Source organism: Sphingomonas sp. PP-CE-1G-424 (assembly GCF_004341085.1).
In the GTDB taxonomy this organism is placed as follows: Bacteria; Pseudomonadota; Alphaproteobacteria; order Sphingomonadales; family Sphingomonadaceae; genus Sphingomonas.
In genome coordinates, this window is the sequence record NZ_SLXW01000004.1 from 294,804 (window position 1) to 309,774 (window position 14,971).

Consider the following 14,971-nt stretch of genomic DNA (forward strand, 5'->3'; position numbering starts at 1 on the left):
GATCCGTTCTCAAGGAGAGTCGCATGACGCTGACCCTGTACACCAACCCAATGTCGCGCGGTCGCATCGCGCGCTGGATGCTCGAAGAGGTCGGCGCCGAGTACGAGACGGTCGTGCTCGGCTACGACACGACGATGAAGGCCGAGGCGTATCGCGCGATCAACCCGATGGCGAAGGTCCCGGCGCTGGTCCACAACGGCAAGACCGTGACCGAATGCGCCGCGATCTGCGCCTATCTCGCCGAGACCTTCCCCGAAGCCGGCCTGGCGCCACACGCAGACGAACGCGCCGACTATTATCGCTGGCTCTTCTACGCCGCCGGTCCTGTCGAATCCGCGATCACAAACCGGTCGCTCGGCGTCGTCCCCACTGATGCGCAACAGCGCATGGTCGGTTATGGCAGCTTCGATGCCGTCGTGGACGTGCTTGAACGCGCCATATCCACGCACCCCTACATCGCCGGCGACCGCTTCACCGCAGCCGACGTGTATGTCGGGTCGCAGATCCTGTTCGGTCTGCAATTCGGCTCATTACCCAAGCGCGAGGTGTTTGCAGACTATGCCGCCCGCCTGATCGAACGTCCGGCATACAAGCGCGCAGGAGAGCTGGACGACGCGCTGATCGCGGCTGCAGCCTAGGGTCGACCGACGACGCGCGCGACGGGTTATACTTGACCTCGTCATCCTGACGAAAGTCAGGATCCAGAGCCATGAAGGCTAGCTGTCGGTATCCTGGGTCCTGACTTTCGTCAGGATGACGGCGGGGACTGGGCCGGCACGGCGCTTTTTGAAATTAGCTTTATGGGAGAACCGGTTGCGTTCGCAGCCGAATGGCGCGCACCGGATCGACATCAAACGGGCAGGGTGCGCTGGATGCTCTCGGCGAGAAAGAGGGCCGACTCACGAACACAACCGGTAGCAATGGCGCATACAAACCATGCCCTCACCCTTCCCACGGCCAAGTGACCCCGGGCCCCTTCCTTCTCCCGTCGGACAGAGGGAGAGACGCGAAGGCGGGGATAGGTGAGTGCACGCCACCAATTGCAATTGTGGACGCTAAATTCGCTGGCTAGGCGACCGACTAACGACGTCCACTCTAAACTAAACCAGTATCTAGTACTCAGCCACTAACCGGCCCTTACAAAACCCGGATCAGGCCGCCCACTTCGCCAGCCAGTCGGCCAAGGCCTGCGGCCCCATCGACCGGGCGTCCGCCAGTTCGGTCTCATGCCCGGCATTCAACAGCTTGTTGGTCCGCGGATCGACCACCAGCACCGCAGGCACGCCCTTCAGGCGGCCCTTGATCCCGTAACCTGCCGCGATCTGCCCGTTCTTGTCGAAGCGGCCGATGTCGACCGTCACGACGACGAACTTGCTGTCCACGAAGCGCTTCATCTCGGGCAGGTCGATCGTCCCCGCCAGCAGGCGGCAATCAAGGCACCAGTTGCCGCCGAGATCGATCAGCAACCGCTTGTGCGTCTTCAGTGCGCGCGCACGTGCCGCCGCAACCTGCGCATTGGCATTGGCCGCCTCGTCATACGGCAGCGGCAAGGGCTGGGGCAGCTTGTCGAAGCTCGCCGTATTGACGTGCGGCGCCGCGACCTTCGCGCGCGGTGCCGCCGGTGCGGCCACCGCGGTGGCGAGCAGGGCGAGGGCGGCGATACGGCTCATCGACATCATTCATATCCTCCGATTACGGCATTGAGGAAGCTCGGGAACGGCCCGTTCCAGCCATCTGCCGACGCATCGACGACCGGCTCGCGACGACTACGATTCGGTTCTGCCGGAATACGCTCTGACCGGGCCGGTTCCGAACGCGCCGGGTCCGATCGCGCTGGCTCCGAACGAACAGCTTCGCTTCGAACGGGTTGCGAACGAACCGGCTCGGACTGAACAGGCGCGGCGCGAACCGGTTCCACATACTCCGGCTCGATCCGCGCAGGCTCGACCGGCACAGGCGCAACCCGCACCGTCTCCGCAACGCGCGGCGCAATCGCAGGCACTGGCTCGTCGATCGGCGTCCGCTCCCAGCGCGGCCGCTTCGCCACCACGACCGGCTCGGCCGCGGCCAGCACTTCGGCGACGATCGCGGGCGCGACCGTGTCTTCGCGCGGTGCGCGGCGAGTCCGCGGCCGCTCGCGACCAGCCTCCTCCGCAACCGCGACCGGAGCGACATCCTCCGAACGTCCCCCGCGACGGCTCCGCGACCGATCGCGACGCGGCGCATCCTCTTCCGCGTCGACGGCAACCGACGCGATCTTCGGCTCGGCAACCTTCAGCCGTTCGATCGTCTGACCCGTCAACTTCTCGATATTGACGATATTCTCGGCATCGTCGGGCGCGACGAACGTGTACGCCGTCCCCGTCGCCCCGGCGCGACCCGTCCGACCGATCCGGTGGACGTAGTCGTCCGGGTGCCAAGGCGCGTCATAGTTGAACACCGTCGACACGCCCTTGATGTCGAGCCCGCGCGCGGCGACGTCCGAGGCAACGAGGATAGTCACAGCGCCGGTCTTGAACAGCTCGAGCTCGGCCAGTCGCTGCGGCTGTTCCATGTCGCCGTGGATCTCGCCCGACTTGTAGCCCGCCTGCTTCAGCACCTTGTTCAGGTCGCGCACCGTCGTCTTGCGGTTGCAGAAGATGATCGCGTTGGTGACCTCCTCCTGCGCGAGAATGCGGCGCAGCGTATCGCGCTTGGCGGTCTGGCTCGGGACCGGCACCAGATACTGCTTGATGTTGAGGTTGGTCGACGCCGGGCGCGACACCTCGATCGTCTTGGGATTGGTCAGGAACTTGTCCGCCAGCTTCTTGATCGGCGGCGGCATCGTCGCCGAGAACAGCAAAGTCTGGCGCTGTTTCGGCAGCTTGGTGCAGATTTCCTCGATGTCGGGAATGAAGCCCATGTCGAGCATCCGGTCCGCTTCGTCGATCACCAGCATCGAACAGCCGTTGAGCATGATCTTGCCGCGCCCGAACAGGTCCATCAGCCGGCCCGGGGTCGCGATCAGCACGTCGACACCCTTCTCCAGCGCCGCGAGCTGGTCGCCCATCGACACGCCACCGATCAGAAGCGCCATCGAGAGGTTCGAGTTGACGCCGTATTTCTCGAAATTCTCCGCCACCTGCGCGGCGAGTTCGCGCGTCGGCTCGAGGATCAGCGAGCGCGGCATCCGCGCGCGGCTGCGGCCATGCGCCAGGATGTCGATCATCGGCAGCACGAACGACGCGGTCTTGCCGGTGCCCGTCTGGGCGATACCGATGATGTCGCGCATCATCAGCACCGACGGGATCGCGCCGGCCTGGATCGGGGTCGGCTCGGTATAGCCGGAGTCGGTGACTGCTTTCAGCAGTTCGTCGGAGAGGCCGAGATCGGCAAAACTCATGCAAATGTCCGGTAAATGGAGGGTGAAATGCACTGCCCTCAAGCGTTTTTGCGCTCGCCGATTTAGCGACAAATGTCAAGGAAACGCGGTGAAACGAGGGTGGGGAGGGGGCGGCGGGCGGCGTATTTCCGCAAAAACCCCCGTCATCCCGACGAAAGTCAGGATCCAGAGCAAAGCGGCGTACGGTCAGTTACTCTGGATCCTGACTTTCGTCAGGATGACGGAGCGAGGTTAGACTGCGTTCGCCACGCACGCGGCTGGCCGGCCTCCGCTACTATTTCGGCCGCAAACTCTTGAACCCATCGATCTCGCACCGCGCGCCCGATCGCATCCGGATCGCATCGCGCGCCTTGCAGACCATCCCGTCGGGCCCCGGTCTCAGATAGAAGCCCGAATAATAATCGAGTGGCCGGCAATCGCCATCGAGCCGCGCGCGCAGTCTCGTCTGGTCGGCCATCAGCAGATCGAGCGCGCCGTCCTTGTTCAGCATCGCCCCGGCGATCTCGGCCACCGCGATGCATTTGGGGCCCTTGTGCTCCTTCCATTCGGTCGACCGGTCGACCGTCCGCATCGTCGTCCGGTTCATCCGGGGCACGCGGATGATGATGCGCTCGTGGATCGAGATCTGCGCGATCTGAAGACGGGACACACGGGTCTGCACCGGGCGCACAGGCGTGTCCCGCGTTGCGGCCGCAGCGGCGGCGGGGCCTGCTAGCGCAAGCAGGGTGGCGGGAATCGCGAAGTGGATCATGATGCTGTCGTAACCGTTAGGGCCGATCGTTGAACGCGCGATGAATTTTGTCTAGCGCGTGGACTGTGGCTATTTTTCCGACAGCAACCCTGACCCCTTCGCAAGCCGCCATGCTCGACTCGCTCAGCGCGTGTCTGGACGCAAAGGCGATCGTCACCGACGCCACCGATATCGACCCATGGCTGCACGACTGGCGCGGCCGCTTTCACGGCGTCGCGCCGGCGCTGCTCGCACCAACCTCGACCGCCGAGGTCGCGCTGATCGTCAAGGCGGCCGCCGAGCACCGCGTGCCGCTCGTCGCGCAAGGCGGCAACACCTCGATGGTCGGCGGCGCGACCGCTCCCGCCGACGGCAGCGCGTTGATCCTGTCGCTGCGCCGGATGAACTGCATCCGCAGCCTCGACGCCGATGCCGGTCTCGCCATCGCCGAGGCCGGCGTGATCCTCGCCGACCTCGAAGGCGCCGCGCAAGGGCAGGGATGGCGCTTCCCGCTGACGCTCGGCGCGCGTGGCACGGCGACGATCGGCGGGCTAGTCTCGACCAACGCCGGTGGCACGCAGGTGCTCAAGTTCGGCACCATGCGCGGCCTCGTCGCAGGCGTCGAAGCGGTGCTCGCCGACGGGACGATCTACGACGGCCTGTCCGCGCTCAAGAAGGACAATCGCGGCTACGATCTCGACCAGCTCTTCATCGGCGCAGAGGGCACGCTGGCGATCGTCACCGCCGCCACGCTACGCCTGGCCCCCGCAATCGCAGCGCGTGGCACGGCGTGGGTCGGCATCGGCTCGCCCCAGGCGGCACTCAAACTCCTGCGCACGATGCAGGCGAGGACCGATGCGATCGAGAGCTTCGAAATCCTCCCCGCCGAGTCGCTCGACGCCGCCATCGCGCACCTCCCCAGCGCCCGCGCGCCGCTCGCCGGCCACCACCCCTGGCACCTCCTGATCGAGGCAACCTCGGCCACCACCGAAGGCGAATCCCCCACCGCGCTACTCGAGCGCCTGCTCGGCAAAGCGCTCGAGGACGGCGCGATCGAAGACGCGACGATCGCCACCAGCGAAGCCCAGTCCACCGCGTTCTGGCTGCTCCGCGACTCGCTCTCCGCCGCCGAACGCGCGCTCGGCCCCGCAACGCAGCACGACATTTCGATCCCCGTCGAGACGATGCCACGCTTCATGATCGAGGCGGCGGCGGCGTGCGACGCGCGCTTCCCCGGCACGCACGCAAGCGGCTTCGGCCATCTCGGCGACGGCAACGTCCATTTCCACGTCCGCGCCGCGCCCGGCACCGACCCTTCGCACTGGTATGCCGAGGACGCGCCGGTCGTCACCCGCTTCGTCGGCGACCTCGTCACGGCGGCCGGTGGCTCGATCTCGGCGGAGCACGGCATCGGCCAGATGAAGCGCGACGAACTCGAACGCCTCTCGTCGCCCGCGCGTATGACCGCGCTCAGGGCGATCAAGTCCGCGCTCGATCCGCTCGGCATCCTCAACCCCGGCAAGCTCGTCACACTTGCACGCCCGCCCGGCGCACCATAGAGCCTCGCCCCAATCGGTGGCATGAGCCACCGGCATTTCGACCGACCGATCCGGAGAGTAACATGGCCAGCACCGCCCAGCTTCCGCTTTTCTATAATGGCCTCGAGCCGCTTTCGAGCGACACGCACGCGAACTACAAGGTCCGCCCGCAGGACAGCGCGCCGTTCCTGGTCGGCCAGCACGCGATCCCGATCACCGTCGACGAGTTTCCGCTGGTCCAGCGCCACATGCCGATCGTCTTCTCGGTCGGCGACGACGCGATCCCGCTCGCGCTGATGGGCCTGAACGAGGGCGTCAACGTGTTCGTCGGCGACGACGGCAAGCTGACCGAGAACACGTTCTACGTGCCCGCGTATGTCCGCCGCTACCCGTACATGCTCGCCCGGCTGCACCCCGAGGCACAGGAGCTGTCGCTCTGCTTCGACCCCACCTCGCAGGCGATCGGTGATTTCGAGGACGGCGATGCGCTGTTCGAGAACGGCCAGCCGACCGAGCTGACCAAGAACATCCTCGGCTTCAACGAGTCGTTCGAACAGGCCGGCGCGCGCACGCAGAACTTCATGAACGAGCTGCGCGAGCTCGAGCTGCTGATGGACGGCGAAGTCACGATCCAGCCTGAAGGTGCGGACCAGCCGTTCGTCTATCGCGGCTTCCAGATGATCAACGAGGAAAAGCTGATCGACCTGCGCGGCGATGCGCTGCGCAAGATGAGCAAGTCGGGCATGCTGCCGTTGCTGTATGCGCACCTGTTCTCGCTGTCGCTGATGCGCGACATCTTCGCGCGGCAGGCCCAGCTCGGCCAGACCCCGCAGCCGCAGATGGCCGCACCGCAGTTCAACGTCTGAGGCTTTCCCACGAGGACGACCCGTGGCGTGCAGTGCGCTACGGGTCGTCCTCAATACCGGTGCCGTACCGCCCCGACGGCAGCTCTATGAGGGTGCCGCTCGACGCCGGACGTACGGATTTAGCAAAATTATTTGCAGTGCGGTGCAACAAGGGTTGAACCAAATCGGCGCTCACCCATTTAGATCCTGTACGGCATCGTGTCCCCCCCCTTTCGCGGCGCCGTACGGGACGCTTCTAGCGTCCCTCCTCCCTGAACCTAGGCCACTCCGTGCGACATGCACGGGGTGGTTTTTTTTGGCCTGCGCGATGCGGCGGGCCCGTCCTCTCCTCCCACCCGTTGCGTGCCCGTGGAAGTATTCGAAAGTCTCGACGTCATCCTGCTCGCCGCGCTGGTCCTGCTGGTCCTCGCGCGTAAGTTGAACGTGCCCTATCCGACCCTGCTGGCGGCGGCCGGGATCGGCTTTGCCGCGTTGCCGTTCGCGCCGAAGATCACGGTCGAGCCGCATCTGGCGCTGGCGTTGTTCATCGCCCCCGCGCTGCTGTACGCCGCCTATTATACCAGCCCACGCGCGTTGCGGCGACACTGGTTCCCGCTGCTCAGCCTCGCGGTGTTCGCGGTACTCGTCACGGCGTCAGCGGTCGCGCTGGTCGGCGTGACGCTGGGCGGATTGCCGCTCGCCGCCGCGTTCGCGCTGGGCGCGATCGTTGCACCACCCGATGCTGCCGCCTCGGAAGCGGTGCTTGGCGAGGTCGGCATCCCGCGCCGCGGCCTGTTGCTGCTCCAGGGCGAGAGCCTGCTCAACGACGCCACCGCGCTGCTGCTGTTCGGGCTAGCGGTGGCGTTCGCGACGCACTCGGATACGCCGGTGACCCCGCTCGCGCTCGCCGCCGCGGTGCCGGGTGGAATCGTGTTCGGGGCCATTGCCTCGTGGCTCTACCTCCGCATCGCGCCTCTGTTCGCAGGCACGCTGGGAGCCAGCCTCGCCGATTTCGCGGTGACGTTCGGAATCTGGCTGCTCGCCGAGCGGCTGCACATCTCGCCGGTACTCGCGGTCGTCACGTTCGGGATGATCGTCTCGCAGCGCCGCCCGATCGTCCAGCCTGCACGCGACCGGTTGCAGGGGGCGGCAGTGTGGTCGGCGGCAGTGCTCGTCCTCAACATCATCGCGTTCGCGCTGATGGGGCTGCAATCGCGCGACGTGCTCGTCGGTCTGCCCGCCGCCGAGCGCTGGCCGGCGATCGGGTTCGCCGCCGCGGTGCTGGCGACCGTACTCGTCACGCGCATAGCGTGGGTATTCTTTGTGCGGTTTGTCGAGGGCGTGATCGCCAGCCGCTACGCGCCGTCTTGGCTGCCCAAGCCGCCACCGTGGAATGCGTCGATCATCCTGTCCTGGTCGGGCATGCGCGGCCTGCTGACGCTCGCGACCGCGTTCGCGCTGCCACGATCGGTGCCGGGCCGCGACCTGATCGTGCTCGCCGCGTTCGGCGTCGTGATCGGCACGCTCGTGCTGCAAGGGCTCACGCTCGGCCCGCTGATCCGCCGTCTCGATCTTGGCGCAGACACGGGGCTCGCCGACGAGATCGCCCCCGCGCGCAAGCGGCTGATCGACGCTGGCCTTGCGGTGCTGCCCGCGCGCGAAGGCAAGGCGGCGGATGCGCTACGCTTCCGCTACGGCGCGGCAGGCAAGGTCACCGCTGAGGCCGAAGATCCACAGGCGACCTCGGAATTCGACGAACTCCACCTCGAGATGATCGCCTGCCAGCGCGCCGTGCTCCACGAGATGCGCGACAAGGGCGAGGTGGCCGAGGACGTCTATCGCCGCCTCCAGGAAGAACTCGACTGGGCGGAAGTCGACGCGCGCGCGTTCGGAGACAACATCCTCACCGCCACCTGAAAGGGGCGACCTGGACGCGAGCGCGGAACATCGGCACGCGCTACGCTGTTTGAGAGAACCACCGTAGAAAGGGTCGATCCATGCCAAAGGCGTCTTCGTGAGCAAATCCGTCAAGCCCGCCCCGCCGACGACGCTCGTGATCTTCGGCGCCTTTGGTGACCTGACCCGCCGCCTGCTGATGCCGGCGCTGATCAACATGACCCGGCTCGGGCTGGTCGGTAACGATTTCCACGTGCTCGGCGTCGGCATCGACGAAGGGAACGACCAGTCGTTGCGCGAGGCACTCGGCACTTTCGACGCGAAGGGCGGCGAGGGGGCCGGCGAAAAAGGCGACGCCTGGGCGCGGCTCAAGGACCGAGTCGGCTATCTCCAAGGCGATTTCACCAAGGACGACGTCTTCGAGCAACTCAAGGCCCGGGTGAACGGCAACGTCGCGTTCTACTTCGCGGTGCCCGCGAAGTTCTTCGGCACGATCGTCGAAAAGCTCGCCGACCACGGCCTGATGGCGGAAGCGCCGCACGCTTTCCGCCGGATCGCGATCGAGAAGCCATTCGGGCACGACCTGGCCTCCGCGCAGGCGCTCAACGCGCGCATCCTGTCGAAGGTCGGCGAAGCGCAGGTCTACCGGATCGACCATTTCCTCGGCAAGGAAACGGTTCAGAACATCATGACCGCGCGGTTCGCGAACATGATGATCGAGCGCGTCTGGAATTCGGATTGCATCGCGCACGTCCAGATCACCGCCGCCGAGACGGTCGACGTCGGCACCCGCGGCAAATTCTACGACGGCACCGGCGCGCTGCGCGATATGGTTCCCAACCACCTGTTCCAGCTGCTCGCCATGGTCGCGATGGAGCCGCCCGCGAGCTTCGATGCCGAAGCGATCCGCAACGAAAAGGGCAAGGTGCTCAAAGCCGTCCGCGTCTATTCGCCCGGCAAGGCGAAGCGCAACGGCGTCCGCGGCCAGTATACCGCCGGCAAGGTAAAAGGGGCCGACGTGCCCGCCTATACCGCCAGCCCTGACGTCGCGCCGGACAGCAAGACGGAAACCTATGTCGCGCTGAAGCTGATGGTCGACACGTGGCGTTGGGCGGGTGTGCCGTTCTACCTGCGCACCGGTAAGGCGATGACCTGCCGCGATACCGAGATCGCGATCACCTTCAAGCCGGTCCCGTTCGCGTCGTTCCCCGGTGCCGCCGCCGACATGCTGCCGCCCAACCGCCTGATCATCCAGATCCAGCCCGACGAGGGGCTGAGCATGGACATCAACATCAAACGCCCCGGCCTCGAAGTCGCGACCGCGCCGATCGCGCTCGATTTCCGCTATGCCGACGAATTCGATATCGGCCACCTGACCGGCTACGAGTCGCTGATCTACGACCTGTTCGTCGGCGACCAGACGCTGTTCCAACGTGCCGACGCGATCGAGGCGGGCTGGGCCGCGGTGCAGCCGTTCCTCGACCTCTGGGCGCATGATGCCGGGATGCCGGAACTCTACGAGGCCGGCACGCTAGGCCCAGCCGCTGCGGACGCGCTCCTGGCGCACGACGACCACACGTGGCACGAACTCGCGCCGGCCGGGAAGACGGTCCCCTGAGTCCACCCCGGCGAAGGCCGGGGCCCAATTGGGGAACGTCGCTAACGAGGGACAGCGCTTCGTTATGCCGACCTTGCCAATTGGGCCCCGGCCTTCGCCGGGGTGGTATGTTTAGTCACATGCGGTTCGTGCTCAAACCCGCTCGGTCAGCTCGATCTCGCCCTCGACCTCCATCTCATCCTCGTCGCCCATCTCGTCCATGTCGGGCATCGTGAAGTCCGCCTTCCAGTCGTAGACCTTCTCGACCCCGCCCTGCACCCAGACGCGGACCGCGCCAGAGGTGATCTCGCCGCCCATCGCGCCGACGAAATCCGCAACCAGCGAATCCGCCGCATCCTCGTGATCGGTCGCGCCGGGGATCGTAGCGGCGGTCATTTCCTCATCGAGTTCGATGATCTGCGCCCAATATTGCTTCGCCATGTGTCGCTCCTGCGTAGATGAAAGGCCGTCAGCCGGGGTATATGAGACGCCGTCAGCCGGCAGTGATAATAGGGTGATCCTCGCGCAGCCGGTCCGCCAGCCGCTCGACCGCGTCGACCTCGCTCGCGCTGCCCGAAGGGGTCACCGCCCAGTTGCAATGCGCGTGCGTCGCGAGGCTGTAGACCTTCACGTCGCCGACGATCAGCCGCCACCGCCGCCGGTCGCCGCTATTGTACCGGACGAGGTTGGTGACGAACAGGCTCTGGAGATCCGATGCGGTCATCCGCGCCCCATAGCGACAAGCGGATCGTCACTGCAAACCGTCGTTACCGTCGCGAGGTCGGCTTGGCCTGCAACGCATCGAGCGCATCGGCATTGCGGCGCCCCCAGTCGTAGAGAAGCTCGACCGGCTCGACGAACCGCGCGCCGAGCGGCGTCAGCGCATAATCCACCGCGGGCGGCACCGTCCCGTGGACGGTCCGCACGACCAGCCCCGCCGCCTCCATCTCGCGCAACGTCTGCGTCAGCATCTTCTTCGAGATTCCCGGGATCGAGCGCAGCAGCACGCCGGTCCGCGCCGGGCCGTCATGCCGCACGTGCAACGTATGCAGGATCATGCTCGTCCACTTGGTCGCGAACAGCTCCAGCGTCCGCCGCGGCGCGCAATCCTCGCGCCATTCCTCGTCGGCCGTTCCCGCCTGCATGTGGATACCTTCCGGTGCCTATGTCCCCAAAGGGTGCCTTCTAGAAGCCCGTGCGTTCGGTGCCTAGCTGGTAGCGAGCAGATAAGGAGCTGAAGATGGCCAAGACGGCATTGGTAGTAGGAACGAGCGGGATCGTCGGCAGCGCGACCGCCGCGGCATTGGTGAAATCCGGCTGGACCGTCCACGGTCTCGCGCGGCGCCCGACCGAGCAGGACGGCGTCCAGCCCGTCGCGGCGGACCTCCAGGATCCCGCCAGCCTCGAAAAGGCGCTCACCGGCCTCAAGCCCGACGCGGTGTTGATCGCCACCTGGTCGCGGCAGGACAGCGAGGCGGAGAACATCCGCGTCAACGGCGGCATGGTCCGCAACCTGCTCGGCGCGCTCTCGCCAGCCGGCAGCGTTGGCCACGTGGCGCTGGTGACGGGCCTCAAGCACTACCTCGGACCGTTCGAGGCGTACGGCAAGGGCATCCTCCCGCAGACCCCGTTCCGCGAGGAGCAGGGCCGCCTAGACGTCGAGAATTTCTACTACGCGCAGGAAGACGCCGTGTTCGAGGCGGCCGAGCGCGACGGCTTCGGCTGGAGCGTCCACCGCCCGCACACGATCATCGGCAAGGCGGTCGGCAATGCGATGAACATGGGCACCACGCTCGCGGTCTACGCGACCTTGTGCCGCGAAACCGGCCGCCCGTTCCGCTTTCCCGGCTCGGCGGCGCAGTGGAACGGCCTGACCGACATGACCAGCGCGACGATGCTCGCCGATCACCTGATCTGGGCGGCGACCACGCCCGAGGCGCGCAACGAGGCGTTCAACGTCGTCAACGGCGACGTCTTCCGCTGGAGCTGGATGTGGGGCCGCATCGCCGAATGGTTCGGGATCGAGCCGGCCCCGTTCGACGGCACCATCCTGACGCTCGACGAGCAGATGAAGGACGATGCCGGCATCTGGCGCGAGATCGCCGCGCGCGAAGGTCTGGCGGAAGCCGACCTGTCGCGCCTCGCCTCGCCGTGGCATACCGACGCCGATCTCGGCCGCCCGATCGAGGTGGTCACGGACATGGGCAAGAGCCGGCGGCTCGGGTTCAAGGAATACCAGCCGACCGACGACGCGTTCTTCGACCTGTTCGCGGAGCTGCGCGCGGACCGGCTGATCCCGTAAGTCTTATGGCGGGGTGGAACCCAATCTAAAATCCTCCCCCGCCAGGGGGAGGTGGCTGGCCCTTGCCAGACGGAGGGGGCGGTAAGGGAAACCACCGTTCCGTGTCCTCCCCCTCCGTCACCTTCGGCGCCACCTCCCCCTTGCGGGGGAGGATCGCAGGACGGCAAGCTAGCTTTTAACCGCCACCGTCGCGACCACCGCCGGATCATCCCGAAGCTTCAAATACAGCGCACCGCCAACCGGCTTGGGCACGGTCAGGGAAGCCCCGGTAAACCCTTCCGGCACTCGAACCGCATCCGCAAATCCCGCATTCGCCGCCACCGAATCGATCAGGAACAAGTCGTTCCCGGCAAGTGTGCAGACGTCCTTGCAAGTCACCCCGGCCAACGCCGGCATGCGCACCAGGGTCGTCAACGGCACCCAGTCGCCCGCAACGCCGTCCTGCACCAGCCGCCAACGGAGCGGCCCATGCGCGGACACGCCCAGCGCCTTGCCCGGCTCGACCGACACCACCGCGATCCGCTCGTCCTGCACGGTCAGCCCGCGTCCCGACGCGACGCTCGTCGTCGCCCCGCCGGCGACCGCACCGATCTCGACGCTGTCCCCCGCCGCGAACCGCGTCGCCCCCTCCGCACGCAGCGAGAAGGTCAGCCGGGAATCCTGCGCGATCGCCGTATCACCCGCCAGCACGACCGGCAGGCCAGGGGAGGGGGGCGCCACCACACTCTTGGCGATCAGCGTAGCCTTGGGCCGCGCCGCCGCGACGGTGAACTTCACCGACCGCTTCCGCCCATCGGTCAGCGTCACGAGCGCCGTCTTCGTCTGACCAATGGCAAAGGCCGGCGCCGTATCCGCGGTCAGCCCCAGCAGATCGCCCTTGTCCGCGCGCACCACCTCGCCGGGCTTGAACGCGACCCCGTCGACCGTCATCGACGCGACCAGATCGAGCCGGGTCCCCGCCAGCGTCCCCGCCGCGTCACCCGCATACAGCGTCAGGCCATCGATCCGCCCCGCCTCGGCGAGCGCAGTCAGCGCGATCTTCTCCGGCGCCTCGACCCCGTATTGCTTGACCAGCAGCGTCAATTTCCCCGGCGCGGTCTTCGCCAGCGGCAGCGTCAGTCCGATCCGGTCGCCAGTGGTCGTCCACGCCAGCGGCACGTCGCCCGCCGCGCTGGTCAGCGTCACCGCCTCGACGCAGCTCGGCGTCGGCCCTGCCAGTGCGACCGGGTTGTCGCGCCCGACCACCAGGTTCTCCGGATCGGTGTCGACCATCGTCCACCCGCCCGCGCGCGGCACCTGCAAGCGGAACTGCGGCCCGTCGAACGGCGTGAATCCCCAACGCCCGTGCAGCTTGGCATCGGTCACCGAGCTCAAGCCCGCGGTCTGCATCCCGACCTGATCGAGCACATACCCCCCGCGCTCGGCATCGGCCTGCACCGGCAGTTCGACCACGCCACCCTGCGGCGTCGTCACCCGCAAGCTCATGTCGTGCGCGAACTTGGTCGCATAGATCAGCGGCGCGCCCTCGACCGGCAGCACGAGATCGGGCTTGGCCGCGCAGACCAGCCGGTCCGCCTCCGCGCGCCGCAACGTCGGCGTCTGCGGCGTGCCCGTCTCGATCACCGGCATCGCGACGACCATCACCGATTTCGGGCTCGCGAATGACGGCGCCGCATTCAACAACAACGCCATCCGATCGTCATGCAACCGCGCCAATGCCGGAATGTAGCGGAATTGCGTCGACTGGAACGCGCCGAAGATCTTCGCCAGATCGCGCACCACGCCGATATACGGGCTGTAGTACCCGAGCCCGCCCGCCGGCGTCGCGCTGAGTTGCAGCGCCAGATCGGTCGGCGCGCCCACCAGCGTATCTGCCAGCGTCGAGCTCTGGCCATCCGCCAGCACCAGCGAATCGCGGCTCTGCGTGAGGCAGGAGGCTTGCAGATCGGCGGCGAGATCGAGGCATTCCGCCTTCAGCTTGATCGAGAGGCTGCGCGACAGCAGCGGCGAGACCGCTTCGATCCGCTCCGGCCGGGTCCGCTCGAGCGCATGGATACTGTCGAGAAACGCATCGAGCCGCGCGCGATCGAGCGATGCCTGATCCAGATCCTGCACCGCGCGGACGAACGCCCCCGGCTGCTTGCGAACCGCCGCGACGACGGTATCGAACCCACCGCTGTCGGGCACAAGGAACACCACCAACTGCCGCGCCCCGTCCGGCACCTTCAACGTCAGCGCGGCCTTCTTCGTTTTCCACGTCTCCGCCTTGAAGAACCACGACTTCGGCGGCGGCTCGGTCGCACCGCGCAAAAACCCCGCGACCAGGAGATAGCGCTCGGCATCGTCCTTCTTGCCGGTCGGCAGGTCCGCCGCGATCGTGACCCGGTCGCCGGTCGCGAGCCGCGGCACCTGCGCGATCGGCAGGGTCGTCGTCCCGTGCGTCACGCCGACACGCAAATTCGGCCCGGTCAGGTCGAACGGCGCAGGATCGGCGTTGGCTATCGTCGGCGCGAGCGCCGCGGCCAGAGCACAGAGCGGAAGAAAGCGAAGCATCATCGGGGTGAGTCTCGTCATCATGGGCGCAGCGATGACCTGCGCCGGTGTCCAGATTAGGGCAAGCGCGGCGCGTCGATCGCCCCCTTGATCCAACCCGCGCGGTGCCGCACACGAAGCGCTACTCG

General features: G+C 66.8%; 13 protein-coding genes. 6 read left to right on the plus strand and 7 right to left on the minus strand.

What is annotated here, in order from left to right:
- The first annotated feature begins 23 nt into the window (after positions 1–23).
- Positions 24–638, plus strand: a complete 615-nt coding sequence (locus tag C8J43_RS15535) for a glutathione S-transferase family protein (protein WP_133031688.1) — start codon at positions 24–26, stop codon at positions 636–638.
- Positions 639–1,151: 513 nt separating this feature from the next.
- On the opposite strand, the gene C8J43_RS15540 is transcribed toward C8J43_RS15535, so the two are convergent.
- The 3 genes from C8J43_RS15540 to C8J43_RS15550 all read right to left on the minus strand — a co-directional run bounded on the left by C8J43_RS15540 (position 1,152) and on the right by C8J43_RS15550 (position 4,133).
- Positions 1,152–1,670: a thioredoxin family protein gene (locus tag C8J43_RS15540; protein ID WP_121886242.1), complete on the minus strand. Its 519-nt coding sequence runs from the start codon at positions 1,668–1,670 to the stop codon at positions 1,152–1,154.
- A 5-nt stretch (positions 1,671–1,675) separates the two neighbouring features.
- Positions 1,676–3,382: a DEAD/DEAH box helicase gene (locus C8J43_RS15545; RefSeq protein ID WP_133031689.1), complete on the minus strand. Its 1,707-nt coding sequence runs from the start codon at positions 3,380–3,382 to the stop codon at positions 1,676–1,678.
- Between the two features lie 274 nt (positions 3,383–3,656).
- Entirely contained in the window at positions 3,657–4,133 is a 477-nt protein-coding gene (locus tag C8J43_RS15550) for a hypothetical protein (protein WP_243645601.1), read from the minus strand.
- 110 nt (positions 4,134–4,243) lie between these two features.
- Here C8J43_RS15550 and C8J43_RS15555 point away from each other — a divergent pair, with 110 nt between their 5' ends.
- From C8J43_RS15555 to zwf, 4 genes are all read left to right on the plus strand, one after another.
- On the plus strand, positions 4,244–5,671 hold the full coding sequence (locus C8J43_RS15555) for an FAD-binding oxidoreductase (RefSeq protein WP_133031690.1): 1,428 nt from the start codon (positions 4,244–4,246) through the stop codon (positions 5,669–5,671).
- Between the two features lie 62 nt (positions 5,672–5,733).
- On the plus strand, positions 5,734–6,516 hold the full coding sequence (locus C8J43_RS15560) for a SapC family protein (RefSeq protein ID WP_133031691.1): 783 nt from the start codon (positions 5,734–5,736) through the stop codon (positions 6,514–6,516).
- A 348-nt stretch (positions 6,517–6,864) separates the two neighbouring features.
- A complete protein-coding gene (locus C8J43_RS15565) occupies positions 6,865–8,412 on the plus strand; it encodes a sodium:proton antiporter (RefSeq protein ID WP_165899645.1) in 1,548 nt (515 codons plus the stop codon).
- Between the two features lie 97 nt (positions 8,413–8,509).
- On the plus strand, positions 8,510–10,009 hold the full coding sequence (gene zwf / locus C8J43_RS15570; RefSeq protein ID WP_133031693.1) for a glucose-6-phosphate dehydrogenase: 1,500 nt from the start codon (positions 8,510–8,512) through the stop codon (positions 10,007–10,009).
- A 132-nt stretch (positions 10,010–10,141) separates the two neighbouring features.
- On the opposite strand, the gene C8J43_RS15575 is transcribed toward zwf, so the two are convergent.
- Genes C8J43_RS15575 through C8J43_RS15585 form a run of 3 tightly spaced genes read right to left on the minus strand, consistent with a single transcriptional unit; the run spans position 10,142 to position 11,133 of the window.
- The gene (locus C8J43_RS15575; protein ID WP_056047554.1) at positions 10,142–10,429 is read right to left on the minus strand and encodes a hypothetical protein; all 288 of its coding nucleotides are present in this window, start codon (positions 10,427–10,429) and stop codon (positions 10,142–10,144) included.
- A 52-nt stretch (positions 10,430–10,481) separates the two neighbouring features.
- Positions 10,482–10,712 (minus strand): hypothetical protein, encoded by a 231-nt coding sequence (locus C8J43_RS15580; protein ID WP_056047557.1) that lies wholly within the window; start codon positions 10,710–10,712, stop codon positions 10,482–10,484.
- 43 nt (positions 10,713–10,755) lie between these two features.
- Positions 10,756–11,133, minus strand: a complete 378-nt coding sequence (locus C8J43_RS15585) for a helix-turn-helix domain-containing protein (protein WP_056047560.1) — start codon at positions 11,131–11,133, stop codon at positions 10,756–10,758.
- Between the two features lie 95 nt (positions 11,134–11,228).
- On the opposite strand from C8J43_RS15585, the gene C8J43_RS15590 reads away from it, so the two are divergent.
- Positions 11,229–12,290 (plus strand): SDR family oxidoreductase, encoded by a 1,062-nt coding sequence (locus C8J43_RS15590; protein WP_133031694.1) that lies wholly within the window; start codon positions 11,229–11,231, stop codon positions 12,288–12,290.
- A gap of 168 nt (positions 12,291–12,458) precedes the next feature.
- Here the strand turns inward: C8J43_RS15590 and C8J43_RS15595 are convergent, their stop codons facing one another.
- Entirely contained in the window at positions 12,459–14,846 is a 2,388-nt protein-coding gene (locus C8J43_RS15595; protein WP_243645602.1) for a hypothetical protein, read from the minus strand.
- Between the last annotated feature and the right edge of the window lie 125 nt (positions 14,847–14,971).